The 16,646-nt window shown below is 66.0% G+C and carries 14 protein-coding genes; 11 read left to right on the forward strand and 3 right to left on the reverse strand.

The annotated features are described in order from the left end of the window. Nucleotides 1-21 precede the first annotated feature (21 nt). The 3 genes from acs (at nt 22) to ltaE (ending at nt 4,035) form a co-directional block, all read left to right on the forward strand. Nucleotides 22-2,001, forward strand: coding sequence for an acetate--CoA ligase (gene acs / locus CAL19_RS04970; RefSeq protein WP_026640391.1), 1,980 nt, complete (start codon nt 22-24; stop codon nt 1,999-2,001). Nucleotides 2,002-2,105: 104 nt separating this feature from the next. Further along, complete coding sequence (locus CAL19_RS04975) at nt 2,106-2,984, forward strand: DMT family transporter (RefSeq protein ID WP_283162335.1); 879 nt, start codon at nt 2,106-2,108, stop codon at nt 2,982-2,984. A gap of 43 nt (nt 2,985-3,027) precedes the next feature. Then, on the forward strand, nt 3,028-4,035 hold the full coding sequence (gene ltaE / locus CAL19_RS04980; protein WP_094796164.1) for a low-specificity L-threonine aldolase: 1,008 nt from the start codon (nt 3,028-3,030) through the stop codon (nt 4,033-4,035). Between the two features lie 363 nt (nt 4,036-4,398). Here the strand turns inward: ltaE and CAL19_RS04985 are convergent, their stop codons facing one another. The 3 genes from CAL19_RS04985 to CAL19_RS04995 all read right to left on the reverse strand — a co-directional run bounded on the left by CAL19_RS04985 (nt 4,399) and on the right by CAL19_RS04995 (nt 8,079). After that, the gene (locus CAL19_RS04985; RefSeq protein ID WP_141214358.1) at nt 4,399-5,532 is read right to left on the reverse strand and encodes a cytochrome P450; all 1,134 of its coding nucleotides are present in this window, start codon (nt 5,530-5,532) and stop codon (nt 4,399-4,401) included. A gap of 63 nt (nt 5,533-5,595) precedes the next feature. Further along, complete coding sequence (locus CAL19_RS04990; RefSeq protein WP_094796166.1) at nt 5,596-6,426, reverse strand: NAD-dependent epimerase/dehydratase family protein; 831 nt, start codon at nt 6,424-6,426, stop codon at nt 5,596-5,598. A 6-nt stretch (nt 6,427-6,432) separates the two neighbouring features. Next, nucleotides 6,433-8,079 (reverse strand): electron transfer flavoprotein-ubiquinone oxidoreductase, encoded by a 1,647-nt coding sequence (locus CAL19_RS04995; protein WP_038852467.1) that lies wholly within the window; start codon nt 8,077-8,079, stop codon nt 6,433-6,435. A gap of 113 nt (nt 8,080-8,192) precedes the next feature. On the opposite strand from CAL19_RS04995, the gene CAL19_RS05000 reads away from it, so the two are divergent. The 8 genes from CAL19_RS05000 (at nt 8,193) to gsiC (ending at nt 16,641) form a co-directional block, all read left to right on the forward strand. Next, a complete protein-coding gene (locus CAL19_RS05000; RefSeq protein WP_026640397.1) occupies nt 8,193-8,651 on the forward strand; it encodes an acyl-CoA thioesterase in 459 nt (152 codons plus the stop codon). Between the two features lie 85 nt (nt 8,652-8,736). Continuing rightward, nucleotides 8,737-9,435, forward strand: coding sequence for a CoA transferase subunit A (locus CAL19_RS05005; RefSeq protein WP_026640398.1), 699 nt, complete (start codon nt 8,737-8,739; stop codon nt 9,433-9,435). A 12-nt stretch (nt 9,436-9,447) separates the two neighbouring features. Beyond that, nucleotides 9,448-10,101 (forward strand): CoA transferase subunit B, encoded by a 654-nt coding sequence (locus CAL19_RS05010; RefSeq protein ID WP_026640399.1) that lies wholly within the window; start codon nt 9,448-9,450, stop codon nt 10,099-10,101. A gap of 162 nt (nt 10,102-10,263) precedes the next feature. Further along, nucleotides 10,264-11,145 (forward strand): MurR/RpiR family transcriptional regulator, encoded by an 882-nt coding sequence (locus tag CAL19_RS05015; protein WP_026640400.1) that lies wholly within the window; start codon nt 10,264-10,266, stop codon nt 11,143-11,145. Then, nucleotides 11,142-12,122 (forward strand): isoaspartyl peptidase/L-asparaginase family protein, encoded by a 981-nt coding sequence (locus tag CAL19_RS05020; RefSeq protein WP_094796167.1) that lies wholly within the window; start codon nt 11,142-11,144, stop codon nt 12,120-12,122. The genes CAL19_RS05015 and CAL19_RS05020 overlap by 4 nt, the downstream gene beginning before the upstream one ends. A 51-nt stretch (nt 12,123-12,173) precedes the next feature. Beyond that, nucleotides 12,174-14,048: a dipeptide ABC transporter ATP-binding protein gene (locus CAL19_RS05025; RefSeq protein ID WP_094796168.1), complete on the forward strand. Its 1,875-nt coding sequence runs from the start codon at nt 12,174-12,176 to the stop codon at nt 14,046-14,048. Between the two features lie 36 nt (nt 14,049-14,084). Beyond that, nucleotides 14,085-15,647 carry a glutathione ABC transporter substrate-binding protein GsiB gene (gene gsiB / locus CAL19_RS05030; RefSeq protein ID WP_094796169.1) on the forward strand — a complete coding sequence of 521 codons (1,563 nt, stop codon included), beginning with the start codon at nt 14,085-14,087 and terminating at the stop codon, nt 15,645-15,647. A gap of 73 nt (nt 15,648-15,720) precedes the next feature. Continuing rightward, nucleotides 15,721-16,641, forward strand: a complete 921-nt coding sequence (gsiC, locus tag CAL19_RS05035; RefSeq protein ID WP_094796170.1) for a glutathione ABC transporter permease GsiC — start codon at nt 15,721-15,723, stop codon at nt 16,639-16,641. The last annotated feature ends 5 nt before the right edge of the window (nt 16,642-16,646 follow it).

Consider the following 16,646-nt stretch of genomic DNA (forward strand, 5'->3'; position numbering starts at 1 on the left):
ATCACGAAACCGGAGACAAGCATGTCCAATACCATCGAATCCGTCCTGGTCGAAAAGCGGGTGTTCCCGCCGTCCCAACGCGCCGCCGAAGGCGCGCGCATCGACAGCATGGATGCCTACCGCGCGCTCTGCCAAGAGGTCGAACAGGACTTCGACGGGTTCTGGACGCGCATGGCGCGCGAACACCTTACCTGGGCCAAGCCCTTCACGCAGGTGCTCGACGAATCGGATGCCCCGTTCTACCGCTGGTTCGGCGACGGCGAGCTCAACGTCTCGGCAAACTGCCTCGATAAGCACATCAGCAACGGCAACGCCGACAAGACCGCCATCATTTTCGAGGCCGACGACGGCACGGTAGAAAAGGTCACTTACCGCGAATTGCTGGCGCGCGTGTGCCGCTTCGCCAATGGCCTGAAATCGCTGGGCTACAAAAAGGGCGACCGCGCCATCATCTACATGCCGATGTCGATCCAGGCGGTCGTGTCCATGCAGGCGTGCGCGCGGCTGGGCATCACGCACTCGGTGGTGTTCGGCGGCTTTTCGGCCAAGAGCCTGCAGGAACGCATCGTCGACGTGGGCGCGTCGCTGGTCATCACGGCCGACGAGCAGATCCGCGGCGGCCGCCACATCGCGCTGAAGCCTGCGGTCGAAGATGCCATTGCCATGGGCGGATGCGACGCCGTGACCAAAATCGTCGTCTACAAGCGCACCGGCGGCAATATTCCCTGGAAAGAGGGCCGCGACCTCTGGATGCACGATGTCGAAGCGGGCCAGCCCGACACCTGCGAGCCGGTGCCGGTCAATGCCGAGCATCCGCTGTTCATCCTGTATACGTCCGGTTCCACTGGCAAGCCCAAGGGCGTGCAACACGCGTCGGGCGGATATCTGCTCTGGGCGCTGATGACGGTGAAATGGACCTTCGACGCCCGCCCCGACGATGTCTACTGGTGCACGGCCGACGTGGGCTGGGTCACGGGCCACACCTACATCACCTACGGCCCGCTGGCCGCCGGCCTGACCCAGATCGTCTTCGAGGGCGTGCCCACCTATCCCGATGCCGGCCGGTTCTGGGACATGATCGCCCGGCACAAGGTCACGACGTTCTACACGGCGCCCACTGCCATCCGCTCGCTGATCAAGGCGTCCGAGGCCACGCCTTCCACGCATCCGCGCAACTACAACCTCGACAGCCTGCGCATCATCGGCACGGTAGGCGAGCCCATCAACCCCGAGGCCTGGATGTGGTACCACAAGAACGTGGGCCAGGAACGCTGCCCCATTGTCGATACCTGGTGGCAGACCGAAACCGGGGGCCACATGATCAACCCGTTGCCGGGGGCCACACCCACCAAGCCGGGCTCGTGCACGCTGCCGTTGCCGGGTATCGCCGCCACCGTGGTCGACGAAACGGGAGCCGAGGTCGAACCCGGCAAGGGCGGCTTCCTTGCCATCAAGCGCCCGTGGCCGTCCATGATCCGCGCAGTCTGGGGCGACCCCGAACGCTTCAAGAAAAGCTATTTCCCGCCTGAACTGCGCGGCTATTACCTCGCCGGCGACGGCGCGCAGCGCGATGCCGACGGCTATTTCTGGATCATGGGCCGCATCGACGACGTGCTCAATGTGTCCGGCCACCGCCTGGGCACCATGGAAGTCGAATCCGCGCTGGTCTCGCACGAGCTGGTGGCCGAGGCCGCCGTGGTGGGGCGTCCCGACGACACCACCGGCGAAGCCGTGGTGGCGTTCGTGGTGCTCAAGCGCGCGCGTCCCGAGGGCGACGAGGCGCAAGCCATCGCCCGGCAGCTGCGCGACTGGGTCGGCAAGGAAATCGGCCCCATTGCCAAGCCCAAGGACATCCGCTTCGGCGACAACCTGCCCAAGACCCGCTCGGGCAAGATCATGCGTCGCCTGCTGCGCTCCGTGGCCAAGGGGGAAGAAGTCACCCAGGACGTGTCCACGCTGGAAAACCCCGCGATCCTCGACCAGCTGGCCAAGCAGGTCTGATGTGCCGCCACGCAACCCGGCCGTGGCCGCCGGGGGCGGCCGGGTTGGCGCCTGACCTGGCGCTATGAAGCGCCGCGCGTGGGGGTAGCAGGCGGGCGTGCGCCGTGAGCAGCAGCTACGACCGCAGGGGCCTGGCCCTGATGTTTGCCACCATCGTGGTGTGGGCCGGCAGTTGGGTCGCCATGAAATGGGTGGTTCCGTATATCGGTCCGTTCGATTTCGTGGCGGTTCGCTACCTGAGCGGCAGCGCGGTGTTGTTCGCGTTGCTGGCGATGCTGCGCCGCCCCTTGTCGATGCCGTCGTGGGGGCTGACCCTTTGCACTGGGCTGACCCAGACGGCCGCGTTCCAGTTCTGCGTACAGACCGCGCTGGTCACCGGCGCAGTAGGCACGGTGTCATTGCTGGCGTACACCATGCCGTTCTGGGTCGTGGTTTTTGCCTGGGCCTTGCTGGGCGATAAGCCGGGGCCGCGCCACTTTGCCGGATTTTTTCTTGCTGGGGCGGGGCTGGTGTGTTTCATTGCGCCCTGGGGCGGCATGGGAGACATCGCGGCCGTGCTGTTGGCTGCCGGCGGCGGCCTGTGCTGGGGCCTGGGCACTGTGCTGTCCAAACGCATGTTCAACCGCCATGCTCCCGACCTGATGACATTCACCGCCTGGCAGATGCTGATGGGCGGGGCCGCCTCCGTGCCGGTGGCCCTGTGGGCGCCGCAGGCGCCGGTGCAGTGGACGTGGCAGCTGGGCGCTGGCATGCTCTACATTGTGCTGATCGCCACCGCCGCGGGCTGGCTGCTATGGTTGTCGGTGGTGCGGCGCGTCCCTGCGTCCATCGCCGGCCTGTCCAGCCTGGGCGTGCCCGTGATGGCCACGTTGCTGGCCTGGCTGATGCTTGGCGAGCGGCCCGCCGCGGCCGAGATCGGCGGCATGGCGCTGATCCTGGCCGGACTGTGGGTGGTGAGCGGCGTGGGCCGCAAGCCGGCCTGATGCCCGCGTGGGCAGGACGTTACTTACTGGTACTGGAGTTCTTATGATCGATTTGCGCAGCGACACCGTCACGCGGCCCACGGCCGGAATGTTGCAGGCCATGGCCACTGCTCCGCTGGGCGACGATGTCATGGGCGACGATCCTACGGTGCAGCGTCTGCAGGCGGCGCTGGCAGAGCGCACCGGTAAAGAGGTGGGCCTGTTCTTCCCGTCGGGCACGCAAAGCAACCTGGCGGCGCTGATGGCGCATTGCGGCCGTGGCGACGAATATCTGGTCGGGCAGCAGGCGCACACGTACAAGTACGAAGGCGGCGGAGCGGCGGTGCTGGGCAGCATCCAGCCCCAGCCGGTCGAGCACGCGCCCGATGGCACCTTGCCGCTGGACCGGCTGGCCGCCTCGCTCAAGCCCCACGACGACGCGCATTTTGCGCGTACGCGCCTGCTTGCCCTGGAAAACACTTTCCAGGGCAAGGTGATCCCGCCGGGCTACATCGACCAGGCGTCTGCCTTTGCCCGCGAGCATGGCCTGGGCCTGCATCTGGATGGCGCGCGCGTGTTCAATGCCGCAGTGGCCTCGCAGCGCCCGGTGCACGAGGTCTGCGCGCCCTTCGATAGCGTGTCTATTTGCTTTTCCAAGGGCTTGGGTGCGCCGGTCGGGTCGGTGCTGGTGGGCAGCCGCGCGCTGATCGATTCGGCGCGACGCTGGCGCAAGGTGCTGGGCGGCGGCATGCGCCAGGCCGGCGTGCTGGCCGCCGCCTGCCTGTATGCGCTGGAGCACCATGTCGAGCGCCTTGCGCAAGACCACGACAACGCGCGCCTGCTGGCCGAAGGCCTGGCCGGCATCGATGGCGTGAAGGTGCTGGCGCAGGATACGAACATGGTGTTCGCCGAGTTCACGCGCGACGCCGAAGCCTTGTCGCGCGCGTTGCACGAGCAGGGCATTCTAGTGCGCGCGGTGTACGGCGGGCCCACCCGGCTGGTCACGCACCTGGATGTCAGCGCCGACGACATCCGCAAAACGGCGCGGGCGGTGCGAGACTTTTATGCTTGAGCGCTTGATGAGCGGTGTCTGACACCCTACGGGAGTCAGACACCAACGTTGCAGCGGTGGCCGGCGCATGGGGTATTGCTTGATGGTTCCGGTGTCTGACTCCCGAAGGGTGTCAGACACCAACGTCGGTCAGCCCTTGCTGCCGTTGCCGGCGAATGGGGCACCTGTTCCGGTGTCTGACACCCTACGGGAGTCAGACACCAACGTCGGTCAGCCTTTGCTGCCGTTGTCGGCGAATGGGGCATCTGTTCCGGTGTCTGACACCCTTCGGGAGTCAGACACCAACGTCGGTCAGCCTTTGCTGCCGTTGTCGGCGAATGGGGCACCTGTTCCGGTGTCTGACTCCCGAAGGGTGTCAGACACCTACGACGCCCCAGAGTGTCCGGCACCCCCTGCGAACCCCGCCTTTCCCGCAAAGCGCGGCACACGGGCGTTTGGCAAATTCCAGTAAGCCAGGCCAGGCAACAGACCTGCGGGCTTCAGGCCGGCGTCCAGCAGGTGGCCTGCGGCGCCTGCCGCGCACGATACCGCAGGGTCGTGGCCGGGGCAGGCGTGCCGTCCGGCCCCGAAGGTCCATGGCACGTCGCCTTGGGGCGCCAGCGTGCCGGCGGCGGCCAGTACCACCAGTATGGTGGCCCCCGCCGGCACAACGTGGCCATCCACCGAAATGTCGTCAGCCACATAGCGTCGCGTATTGTGTATGGGCGGATCGTCTTGCGCGGTGCGCGCCACGATCTGCTTGCAATACTGCATGTTGCGGCGGGCGGCGACAGCCTGGCCGGGGTTGCGCGCCAGCGCGACCAGCGTATTGCCGATCAGTCCCGCTCCTGCTTCGCACGACTGGAACAACAGCCCGACCAGGTTGGCGGCGATGATGGCGGGTTCAACCAGCGCGCTGGACGCGTCGTCCAGCAACTGGCGCAGGGGCGTGCCGCGCGCCGGATTTTGCAGGTGCCGCAGCATCGCCGACTGCAGCCAGTCTGCCGCGGCGCTGCCCTCGGCCACCTGCGCGGCGTCGGCCGCGGCGCCCAGCGCCCGACGAAACCGCCGCACGGCCGCGCCATACGCCGGCAAGTCCGCGGCCGCTATTCCCAGCCGCTGCGCCAGCGCGTACACGGGGGCGTCGAACAGGAAGTCGTCCAGGGCCGCGCTTGTCGTCGGCATGTCGGGCCAGCAGGGCGACAGCACATCGGGCAGGGCGCGTAGATATTGCGACAGCAGCGCCTTGACGACGGTGCGTCCGGCATCGTCGCGCATGCGCACGAAGCGGCCGAACATCAGGCCTGCCGTCTCGCCGGCGAGCGCCGGCGGCACGGGTTGCTCGGCGGGCCGCACGCGCGCCGCGCCATGTTCCAGCACCGCGCGAACCGTGGCGGGGGCGCCGGCTATCCACAGGCCGAGCCCGGCGTCGTAATGTAGCGCCCGTTCCGCCAGGCGCCGGTAATAGGGGTACGGGTCGCTGTGAGTCACAGCTTCGATGGGGTTGGCGGGTTGCATGGCCCCAGTATGGATGCAGGCCGGGCAAGATGTTTCGACGCAGGCCGAAATGACGGCCATTGGTCAGGCGAGCAGCGCCGCGTAGCCCTTGCGCGAATCGGGCCATTGCAACGCCAGGCCGCTGGCGCGCAGGCGCGCGTTGCTGAGCCTCTTGCTTCCTACGTTGGCGGGCGCGGGGCCGTCGCCGGGCTCGGGCGCGCCCGCCATGCTGGCCAGGCACGCGTACAGCTCATGCAGCGGCAAAGGGGTGTCGTCGCAGCCGATGTAGGTGGGCTGCACTTGCGGCAATGCCAACAGGTGGTCGGCCGCGGCGGCGGCGTCATCGATGTGGATGCGGTTGGCCCAGTGCGGCGGATGGCGCGGGGCGCGCGCCGTGCCGGCGCGCAGCCGTTCGATCAGTTGCAGCCTGCCCGGCCCGTAAAGGCCTGCCAGGCGCAGGCTGACAGACGGCACAGAGTGGGCGGCCAGCCATTGTTCGGTATCGAGCAGGATGCGGCCATTGAAGCCCAACGGGGCGGGCGGGGTGGTCTCGTCCACCCATTCGCCATGATGCTCGCCGTACACGGCCGTGGATGACACGAACAGGACACGCGTGAGCGCGCCGGCGTCCAGTGCGCCCAGCAGCGCGGGCAGCCCGTCGCGGAATAGCGCCCGATAGACTGCCGGGTCGCGCGTGCCGGGCGCGGGCAGGTAGGCCACCTGTGTGATGCCGGCCGGCAGGCCGGCCAAGGTGGCCGGCTGCGCAAGGTCGGCCTGCAGCCACCGGATGCCATCGGCGGCATCGCGCGGCGGATGACGCCGCAGCGCCCAGACCTCGGCCCCGCGCGCCAGCAGGCGGCGCGCCAGGCGCAGGCCCAGGTCGCCGCAACCCGCCAGAAGGACGCGCTCGGCCATGACGGCCTACATGCCGCTATAGACGGGGCCTTCTCCGCCCTGCGGGGCTACCCACACGATGTTCTGGGTGGGGTCCTTGATGTCGCAGGTTTTGCAGTGCACGCAGTTCTGCGCGTTGATCTGCAGGCGGTCTTCGCCGTGGTCGTCCTTGATGAACTCATACACGCCGGCCGGGCAATAGCGCGACTCGGGGCCGCCATACTTGGCCAGGTTGACCGCCACCGGCACGGTGGGGTCTTTCAGCGTCAGGTGGATGGGTTCGTTTTCATCGTGGTTGGTGTTGGAGATGAACACCGAACTGAGCTTGTCGAACGTCAGCTTGCCATCGGGCTTGGGATAATCGATGCGCGCGCATTCGGACGCCGGCTGCAGGCAGGCGTGGTCTGGCTTGGTGCGATGGATGGTCCAGGGGATATTGCCCTTGAGCACCAACTGTTCGATGCCCGTCATGATGGTGGCAACGGTGCGGCCCTTCTTGAACCATTGCTTGAAGTTGCGCGCCTTGTTCAGTTCGGTATGCAGCCACGACGACTCGAACGCGGCGGGGTAGGCTGCCAGTTCGTCCTGGCGGCGATCGGCCACCACGGCCTCGAATGCCGCTTCGGCGGCCATCTTGCCGCTTTTGATGGCCGCGTGGCTGCCCTTGATGCGCGACGCGTTCAGGAAGCCGGCTTCGCAGCCCACCAGTACCCCGCCCGGAAATGCCAGCTTGGGCAGCGACAGCAGGCCGCCCGCCGTGATGGCGCGTGCGCCATAGGCGATGCGCTTGCCGCCTTCGAAGGTGCCGCGGATGGACGGGTGCGTCTTGTATCGCTGGAATTCATCGAACGGCGACAGCCAGGGGTTGGCGTAGTCCAGGCCCACCACCATTCCCACCGCCACCTGGTTGTTGTCCAGGTGGTACAGGAACGAGCCGCCGTAGGTGTCGGCATCGAGAGGCCAGCCGGCGGTGTGCACCACCAGGCCGGGCTTGGACTGGGCCGGGTCGATTTCCCAGAGTTCTTTCAGGCCGATGCCATACGCCTGGGGATCGCGGCCGTCGTCGAGCTTGAAGCGCTCGATGAGCTGGCGGCCCAACTGGCCGCGCGAGCCCTCGGCAAATATGGTGTAGCGGGCCAGCAGTTCCATGCCGGGCTGGTAGTGATCGGTGTGCGAGCCGTCGCGCGCCACGCCCATGTCGCCCGTGGCCACGCCGCGCACGGCGCCGTTTTCGTCATAGAGCACTTCGGCGGCGGCGAAGCCGGGGAAGATCTCCACGCCGGCGGCCTCGGCCTGTTCGCCCAGCCACTTGACCACGTCGCCCAGGCGCACAATGTAGTTGCCGTGGTTCTGGAAACAGGGCGGCAGCATCCAGCTGGGGGTGCTGCGCGCGCCGGTGCGGGTCAGGAACAGGAACTGGTCTTGCGTGACGGGCACGTTCAGCGGCGCGCCTTTTTCTTTCCAGTCGGGGATGAGCTCGGTCAGGGCCAGGGGGTCCATGACGGCGCCCGACAGAATGTGCGCACCGATCTCGGCGCCTTTTTCGAGCACGCAGACGCTAAGTTCGCGATTCTGCTCGGTGGCCAGTTGCTTCAATCGCAACGCGGCGGCCAGGCCGGCCGGCCCGCCGCCGACCACCACCACGTCATATTCCATCGATTCGCGTTCGGACATTACAGCGATCCCCTCTATGGTGCTTTCTATTGATGCAAGGAAGTAATATCGTCGATTGTATTGCAGCCGGCCGCCTCCCGCCCCGGGGCGCCGCCCACTGACAGGAGCCTCCCTTGACCCGGGATCACAAACCCGCCCGCATTCTCGAAGTCGGCGATATCCACCAGGCCGACGTGCCCATGCGCTGGGGCGACGCCGATGCCTTCAATCACATGAACAACACGGTGTACTTCCGCATGATGGAAGAGGCCCGTATCCAGATGCTGCGCGGCGGCGACTGGGAGCCTGCGCCGGGGCACGGGTTCATACTGGCCCATGCGTCGTGCGACTTCCTGAAGCCCTTTACCTACCCCAGTACGGTGCGCGTCACTCATCGTGTCACGCGTATCGGCCGTTCCAGCCTCGAAACCGAAGTGGTGCTTGAAAAAGCGGACGACGATGGCGGCCCCTATGCCCGCGGCCGCACGGTGCTGGTCTGGATGGACTACGAAGCCAATCGCTCGCAGCCCTGGTCGCCCGGCGTGCTGGAGCAGTTGGGCGCGCGCTGCGCCCCGGCGCGCGCAAGCCGTTAAAATCGGGCCAAACAAAAAGACAAGCTGGCGCGCCACCCCTCGCAGCCGCGCCTTCCAAGAATCCCTATTTCCAGGAGCTGGACAGATGGACAAAGTATATGCAAGCGCTGACGAGGCGCTGGCGGGGGTCGTCGAAGACGGCCAGATGATCGCCGTGGGCGGCTTCGGCCTGTGCGGCATTCCAGAGGCCCTGATCGCCGCGCTGCGTGATTCCGGCGTCAAGAACCTTACCTGCATCAGCAATAACGCCGGGGTGGACGGTTTCGGCTTGGGCCAGTTGCTCACCACGCGGCAGATCCGCAAGATGATCGCCTCGTATGTGGGCGAAAACAAAGAGTTCGAACGCCAGTACCTGGCCGGCGAACTCGAACTGGAATTCACGCCGCAGGGCACGCTGGCCGAAAAGCTGCGCGCCGGCGGCGCAGGCATTCCCGCATTTTTCACCCGTACCGGCGTGGGCACGATCGTGGCCGACGGCAAAGAACAGCGCGAATTCGACGGCCAGCAGTACGTCATGGAACGTTCGCTGGTGCCTGATGTGTCGCTGGTCAAGGCCTACATCGCCGACCGCAGCGGCAATCTGGTGTTTCGCAAGACCGCGCGCAACTTCAACCCCAACGTGGCCATGGCGGGCAAAGTCACGGTGGTCGAGGTCGAGAAGATCGTCGACACCGGCGCGCTCGATCCCGACCAGGTCCACCTGCCCGGTATCTATGTGCACCGCATCGTGCTCAACGAGCAACCGGAAAAGCGCATCGAACAACGCACCACTCGCCCGGCCTAAGGAGAACACGACATGGCATGGTCCCGCGATGAAATGGCCGCGCGCGCCGCGCGCGAGCTGCACGACGGTTTTTACGTAAACCTGGGCATAGGCTTGCCCACCCTTGTGGCCAACCACGTGCCTGCCGGCATCGAAGTCTGGCTGCAGTCCGAAAACGGCCTGCTGGGCATCGGCCCGTTTCCCACCGACGACCAGGTCGACGCCGACCTGATCAACGCCGGCAAGCAGACGGTTACCACCTTGCCGGGCTCTTCCATTTTCTCGTCGGCCGACTCGTTCGCGATGATACGTGGCGGCAAGATCAACCTGGCGATCCTGGGGGCCATGCAGGTGTCCGAAAAGGGCGACCTGGCCAACTGGATGATTCCCGGCAAGATGGTCAAGGGCATGGGCGGCGCCATGGACCTGGTGGCCGGTGTCGGCCGCGTCGTGGTGTTGATGGAGCACGTGGCCAAGAAAAAAGACGGCACCGAAGACATCAAGCTGCTGCCCGAATGCACGCTGCCCCTGACCGGCGTGGGCGTGGTCAATCTCATCATTACCGACCTGGGCGTGATGGAAGTGGGCGACAACGGCCTGAAGCTGATCGAACTGGCCCCCGGGGTCACCGTCGAAGAAATCCAGGCCAAGACCAAGGCCCGGCTCGACGTATCCGCTGTCGCCTGAAACCGGGCGTCTGCGGTGTTCCCGAACCCTGCTGCGGCAGGGTTTTTTCATGGGCGCTCGTGGCGCGCGCGGATGGCAGGGTATTCCCGCAGTATGAAAGCATATTTTCTTAATTAAAATTGCCATGAAAACAAATTTACATTGATGCCCTACCGCACTTTCATGGCCCAACCCAGCCCATCCGTCGCGGCCCGGATCGCCCGCGCCCAGCCTGATCTGAGCCGCGCCCAGCATCGCATGGCCGAATACGTGCTGGCGCACCAGTTCCGAGTGGCCACGATGACAATCGACGAATTCGCGGCGGCGGTGGGCGTGTCGGTGGCGTCGGCGAACCGGTTCGCGCGTGCGCTGGGGCTGCCCGGCTATCCGCAATTCCGCGCCGAACTGGCGCGGGGCTTTGAAGCCGCTCTGGAGCCGGTGGAAAAGCTGCGCGTGGAACTGGCGCATTCGGCGACTGCCGTGCAGGTCATGGCGGCCACGCTGGAAGAAGACATCCGCAATGCGCAGCGCACCCTGCAGGCGCTGGATGCCGAAGCCTGTGAACGGGCCGTAGACATCGTGCTGGCGGCCGAACGGGTTTTCATCATCGGTTTCGGCTCCAGCGGCTTCCTGGCGGGCCTGCTGCAGCGCAACCTGTGCATGCACCTGTACTCGTGCGAATCGCTGGCCGGGCCCGGCGGCGTTTCGCACGCCGCGCGACAACTGGCCCGCATGACCGAACGCGACCTGGTCATCGCCATCGCCTTTCCGCGCTACCTGGCCGACACGGTCACGCTGGGGCGGGCCGCGCAAGACGCCGGCGTGCCGGTGCTGGTGCTGACCGACAAACCCACCTCGCCGCTGGCGCCGCTGGCCACGGTAGCGCTGTATGCGCATACCTCGCGCCAACTGTCGTCCAACTCTGAAACAGCCGCCCTGGGCCTGGTCGAAGGTCTGTCCGCGGCGGTGGCCCACCGGGCCAAGAACCCAATTCAGGCCGCAGCCGGCGTGACCCAGTCCGTCATGCCGTGGCTTTTCCATGGTGCAGGAGCAGGAAAAAGATGATTCAACCGGTTATCGCGATCCACGGTGGCGCGGGCGCCATGTCGCGCGCCGCCATGTCGCCCGAGAAAGAACAGGAATACCTGTCGGCCCTGCGCGAAATCCTCCAGGCGGGACAGGCGGTGCTGGCCGCCGGCGGCACCGCGCTGGATGCGGTCACCGAGGCGGTGCGCCGTCTGGAAGACTGCCCGCTGTTCAATGCCGGCCATGGCGCGGTATTCACGAGCGCGGGCACGCATGAGCTGGACGCGTCCATCATGGATGGCGCCACGCTGCGCTGCGGCGCCATCGCGAACGTTTCGCGGGTGCGCAATCCCGTACTTGCCGCCCGTGCCGTCATGGAACACAGCAAGCACGTGTTCTTTGTGGGCGCCGGGGCGGAAGACTATGCGCGCGCCCAGGGGCTGCAGATGGTGGATCCGTCTTATTTTTCGACGCAGGCGCGGCACGAACAGTTGTTGCGCGTACAGCGCGAAGCGCCCGGTGCGGCCGTGCTCGACCACGACGGCCACGCCATGGTGGCCGGCTGCCAGCCCGCGCCGGCCGACCCGCTGGATGCCGACAAGAAATTCGGCACGGTAGGGGCCGTGGCGGTAGATGCCCACGGCAATGTCGCGGCCGCGACCTCTACCGGCGGCATCACCAATAAGCAGGTGGGGCGGGTGGGCGACGCACCCTTGATCGGCGCGGGTTGCTACGCCAGCAACCGCAGCTGCGCCGTCTCCACAACCGGCACCGGCGAAATGTTCATCCGGGCAGTGGCTGCCTACGACGTGGCCGCACAGATGGAATATGCCGGCGCCACCCTGCGCGACGCCGCCGACCGCGTGGTGTTCGACAAGCTGCCCGCCATCCAGGGCAAGGGCGGGCTGATCGCCGTCGACGCGCAGGGCAACGTGGTCCTGCCCTTCAACACCGAAGGCATGTATCGCGGCTATGCCCGCGTGGGCGAAGACCCGGTTGCCGCCATCTACCAATGACTGCCGCACAACGCCGCCGCCCGCCGGGCGGCCAGTATGGGAACAAGCAATATGGTTGACCGTGCAAGCAGCCTTGCGCTGCCTGACAATCGTGTCGTACAGGTCGACGGCCTGAGCGTGCGTTTTTCCACGTCCGAGCGCACGGTCGAAGCCGTGCGCAATCTGTCGTTTCAAGTCAGCCGGGGCGAAACGCTCGCCATCGTGGGCGAGTCCGGGTCCGGCAAGTCGGTGACGTCGCTGGCGCTGATGCGACTGGTCGAACATGGGGGCGGCAATATCACCGGAGGCAGTATGCTGCTGCGCCGGCGCAATGGCTCGGTGGTCGATCTGGCGCGCGCCTCTGGCTCCACCATGCGCAGCATACGCGGCGCGGATGTGGCCATGATCTTCCAGGAGCCCATGACCTCGCTGAACCCCGTGTTCACGGCGGGCGACCAGATTGCCGAATCGATCCGCGTGCACCAGGGCATGGACGCCGCCGGCGCGCGCGCGGAAGCCTTGCGCATGCTGGAGCGCGTGCGCATTCCCGAAGCAAGCCAGGTCATGGGCCGCTATCCGCACCAGTTGTCGGGCGGCATGCGCCAGCGCGTCATGATCGCCATGGCGCTGTCGTGCAAGCCCCAGCTGCTGATCGCCGACGAACCGACCACGGCGCTGGACGTCACCATCCAGGCGCAGATCCTGCAACTGATCCGGCAGCTGCAGCAAGAAATGAACATGGGCGTGATCTTCATCACGCACGATATGGGCGTGGTGGCCGAAGTGGCCGACCGCGTGCTTGTCATGTACCGGGGCGACAAGGTCGAAGAGGGTGATTCCCGGCAGGTGTTCGAGCGCCCCGCCCACGCATACACGCGCGCGCTGCTGTCGGCGGTGCCGCGTCTGGGAGCGATGTCGGGCACCGATCTGCCCGCCAAGTTCCCCTTGCTGCGCGTGGACGCACCCGATCTGCCCGCGCCGGTCGAGCCGCACGATACGGTGCGCGGCGACGTACAGCCCATTCTGCGCGTCAAAGACCTGGTCACCCGTTTCGACGTGCCCAGCGGCCTGTTCGGCCGCGTCAGGCGGCGGGTGCACGCGGTCGAGCGCGTCAGCTTCGATCTGTACCCTGGCGAGACCCTGGCGCTCGTGGGCGAATCCGGTTGCGGCAAGTCGACCACCGGGCGGTCGTTGCTGCGCCTGGTGGAAAGCCAGAGCGGGGCCATCGAGTTCGGCGGCCAGAACATCCGCGACATGCCCGCCAGCGAATTGCAGCATCTGCGCCGCAATATCCAGTTCATCTTCCAGGACCCGTTCGCGTCGCTCGACCCGCGCGTGACGGTGGGCTTTTCCATCATGGAGCCGCTGCTCGTGCACGGCATCGCCAAGGGCGCGCAGGCCCGCGAGCGGGTGGCCTGGCTGCTCGAAAAAGTGGGCTTGCCGCCGGAGCATGCCAGCCGCTATCCCCACGAGTTTTCCGGTGGCCAGCGCCAGCGCATTGCCATCGCTCGCGCGCTGGCCCTGAATCCCAAGGTGGTGGTGGCCGACGAGGCCGTCTCGGCATTGGATGTTTCCATCCAGGCGCAGATCGTCAACCTGATGCTGGACCTGCAGCGCGAACTGGGCGTGGCGTTCCTGTTCATTTCGCACGACATGGCCGTGGTGGAGCGCGTCAGCCACCGCGTGGCGGTGATGTACCTGGGCCAGATCGTCGAGATCGGCCCGCGGCGGGCCATCTTCGAGAACCCGCAGCATCCATACACGCGCAAGCTGATGGACGCGGTGCCCATCGCGGATCCCTCGCGCCGGCATCTGGCGCGCGAGCTGCTGTCCGATGAGATCCCCAGCCCGATACGGGCCGTCGGCGACGAACCGGTGGTCCAGCCGCTGGTGCAAGTGGCACCGCGGCATTTTGTCGCCCGGCATCGCATTGCCGGCGCCTATTGATAAGCAAGCCGTCTGTAGACCCCAAGGAGCCTGTTCATGAGTAATCGAGTCAAACCGCTGTTGCGGCGCAAAACCCTGGCGGCCAGCCTGCTGGCGCTGTCCGCGCTGACCTTCGGCGGCGCCGCCTACGCGGCCAAGGACGTGGTGCTGGCGCTGAGTTCGCAGGCCGAGACACTCGACCCGTACAACACCAACACCACGCTCACCACTGCGGTGACCAAGTCGTTCTACGAAGGTCTCTTCGAATTCGACAAAGACCTGAAGATCAGGCCAGTGCTCGCCGAAAGCTACGAAGTGGCTCCCGATGGCCTGGTGTACACGTTCAAGTTGCGCCAGGGCGTGAAGTTCCACGATGGTACGGACTTCAACGCGGCGGCCGTGAAGACCAATCTCGAACGCGTCCTCAATCGCGACAACCGCCTGGCGCGCTACAACCAGTTCAACCGCATCGACAAAGTCGAGGCTGTCGACGACCACACGGTGCGCATCACGCTGAAAGAGCCGTTCGCGCCGTTCATCAACTCGCTGGCCCACGCCTCGGCCGCCATGATCTCGCCGGCCGCGCTGGAAAAATACGGCAAGGAAATTGCGTTCAACCCGGTAGGCACCGGCCCGTTCGTGTTCGACGGCTGGAAGCAGACCGACTACGTGCGCGGCAAGAAGTTCGACGGTTACTGGAAGAAGGGCTACCCCAAAGTCGACAGCGTTACCTGGAAGCCCGTGCTCGAGAACAGCACGCGGGCGGCCATGCTGCAGACCGGCGAAGCCGATTTCGCGTATACGCTGCCGTACGAGCAGGCCGCGCAATTGGACAAGAGCGACAAGCTCGACGTCATCACCGGCGACTCCATCGTCACGCGCTACGTCAGCTTCAACGTCCAGCACAAGCCTTTCGACAACGTGAAAGTGCGCCAGGCCATCAATTACGCCATCAATCGCGAGGCCCTGGCCAAGGTGGCGTTCTCCGGCTACGCCTTCCCCGCCCAGGGCATCGTGCCGCAGGGCGTGGCCTATGCGCACAAGATCGAGCCGTGGCCCTACGATCCCAAGAAGGCCAAGGAACTGTTGGCCGAGGCCGGCTATCCCGACGGCTTCGAATCGGTGCTGTGGGGCGGCTACGCCAACTCCACGACGCAGAAGGTTCTGCAGTTCCTGCAGCAGCAACTGCGCCAGGTGGGCATCAAGGTGCAGGTGCAGGCCCTGGAAGTGGGGCAGCGCACGGAATGGGTGCAGCAGGCGCCCGAACCTGCCAAGGCGCCCGTGCGCATGTACTACGCCGGCTGGTCCGCTTCCACCGGCGAGGCCGACTGGGCGCTGCGTCCGTTGCTGGCATCCGAAGCGTTTCCGCCCCGGTTGAACAACACCGCCTACTACAAGAACGATGTGGTGGACGCCAATATCGCCAAGGCCCTGCGTTCGGTCGATGACCAGGAAAAGGCGCAGCTGTACAAAGAGGCGCAAGAGCAGATCTGGAAAGACGCGCCGTGGGCCGCGCTGGTCACCGAGCGCACGCTGTACGCCCGCAGCAAGAAGCTCGACGGTGTGTACGTGATGCCCGACGGCAACATCAACACCGGCGAAATCACGCTTTCCGAGTAAGCGGCCGCCAGGCTGCAACACGGACGATGCGCGGGGCGCCCCGCGTCCCGCGCATCGCCGACCAGGTTGAAAAATGCTGAATTACTTCCTCAAGCGGCTGGTTGGGCTGGTGCCCACGCTATTGATCGTGGCGGTGCTGGTGTTCCTGTTCGTGCACATGCTGCCGGGCGACCCCGCGCGCCTGGCGGCAGGGCAGGACGCCGATCTGGAAACCGTTGAACTGGTGCGCGCGGAACTGGGGCTGGACAAGCCGCTGCCCGAACAATTCATGCGCTTTTTCACCAATATCGTCCAGGGCGACCTGGGCACATCGATGCGCACGCGGCGTCCGGTATCCACCGAGATCGCCGAGCGCTTCATGCCTACGCTGCTGTTGACGCTGGTCAGCATGGCCTGGTCGGTGCTGTTCGGCATGACCATCGGCATTTTTTCCGCGGTGTTCCGCAACCGGTGGCCCGATCGCCTGGGCATGACGCTGGCCGTGTCGGGAATTTCGTTCCCGGCGTTCGCGCTGGGCATGCTGCTGATGCAGGTGTTCTCGGTGAACCTGGGCTGGCTGCCCACGGTGGGGGCCGACAGCTGGAAACACTACATCCTGCCGTCGCTCACGCTGGGCGCCGCGGTGGCCGCCGTGATGGCGCGCTTCACGCGCGCATCATTTGTCGAAGTCATCCAGGAAGATTTCGTGCGCACGGCCCGCGCCAAGGGGTTGCGCGAGCGTGTCGTCATCGTCAAGCATACGCTGCGCAACGCGCTCATTCCCGTGGTCACCATGATGGGGCTGCAGTTCGGTTTCCTGCTGGGCGGCTCCATTGTTGTCGAGGCGGTCTTCAACTGGCCCGGGCTGGGCCGGCTGCTGGTCGATTCGGTCAACATGCGCGACTATCCCGTCATCCAGGCGCTGGTCCTGTTGTTCTCGCTCGAGTTCATCCTGATCAACCTGGTCGTGGACATGCTCTATGGTTTCATCAACCCCACCATACGCTACAAATGAGGCGG

It is taken from the genome of Bordetella genomosp. 7 (assembly GCF_002261265.1).
In the GTDB taxonomy this organism is placed as follows: Bacteria; Pseudomonadota; Gammaproteobacteria; order Burkholderiales; family Burkholderiaceae_B; genus Bordetella_A.

Bases quoted from the DNA above. Each gene is read 5' to 3' on its own strand.
- acs (WP_026640391.1), top strand. From the start codon at position 22: ATGTCCAATACCATCGAATCCGTCCTGGTCGAAAAGCGGGTGTTCCCG.
- CAL19_RS05010 (WP_026640399.1), top strand. From the start codon at position 9,448: ATGGCATGGTCCCGCGATGAAATGGCCGCGCGCGCCGCGCGCGAGCTG.
- CAL19_RS04990 (WP_094796166.1), bottom strand. From the start codon at position 6,426: ATGGCCGAGCGCGTCCTTCTGGCGGGTTGCGGCGACCTGGGCCTGCGC.
- CAL19_RS05005 (WP_026640398.1), top strand. From the start codon at position 8,737: ATGGACAAAGTATATGCAAGCGCTGACGAGGCGCTGGCGGGGGTCGTC.
- CAL19_RS05020 (WP_094796167.1), top strand. From the start codon at position 11,142: ATGATTCAACCGGTTATCGCGATCCACGGTGGCGCGGGCGCCATGTCG.
- CAL19_RS05025 (WP_094796168.1), top strand. From the start codon at position 12,174: ATGGTTGACCGTGCAAGCAGCCTTGCGCTGCCTGACAATCGTGTCGTA.
- CAL19_RS04995 (WP_038852467.1), bottom strand. From the start codon at position 8,079: ATGTCCGAACGCGAATCGATGGAATATGACGTGGTGGTGGTCGGCGGC.
- ltaE (WP_094796164.1), top strand. From the start codon at position 3,028: ATGATCGATTTGCGCAGCGACACCGTCACGCGGCCCACGGCCGGAATG.
- CAL19_RS04985 (WP_141214358.1), bottom strand. From the start codon at position 5,532: ATGCAACCCGCCAACCCCATCGAAGCTGTGACTCACAGCGACCCGTAC.
- CAL19_RS05015 (WP_026640400.1), top strand. From the start codon at position 10,264: ATGGCCCAACCCAGCCCATCCGTCGCGGCCCGGATCGCCCGCGCCCAG.
- gsiB (WP_094796169.1), top strand. From the start codon at position 14,085: ATGAGTAATCGAGTCAAACCGCTGTTGCGGCGCAAAACCCTGGCGGCC.
- gsiC (WP_094796170.1), top strand. From the start codon at position 15,721: ATGCTGAATTACTTCCTCAAGCGGCTGGTTGGGCTGGTGCCCACGCTA.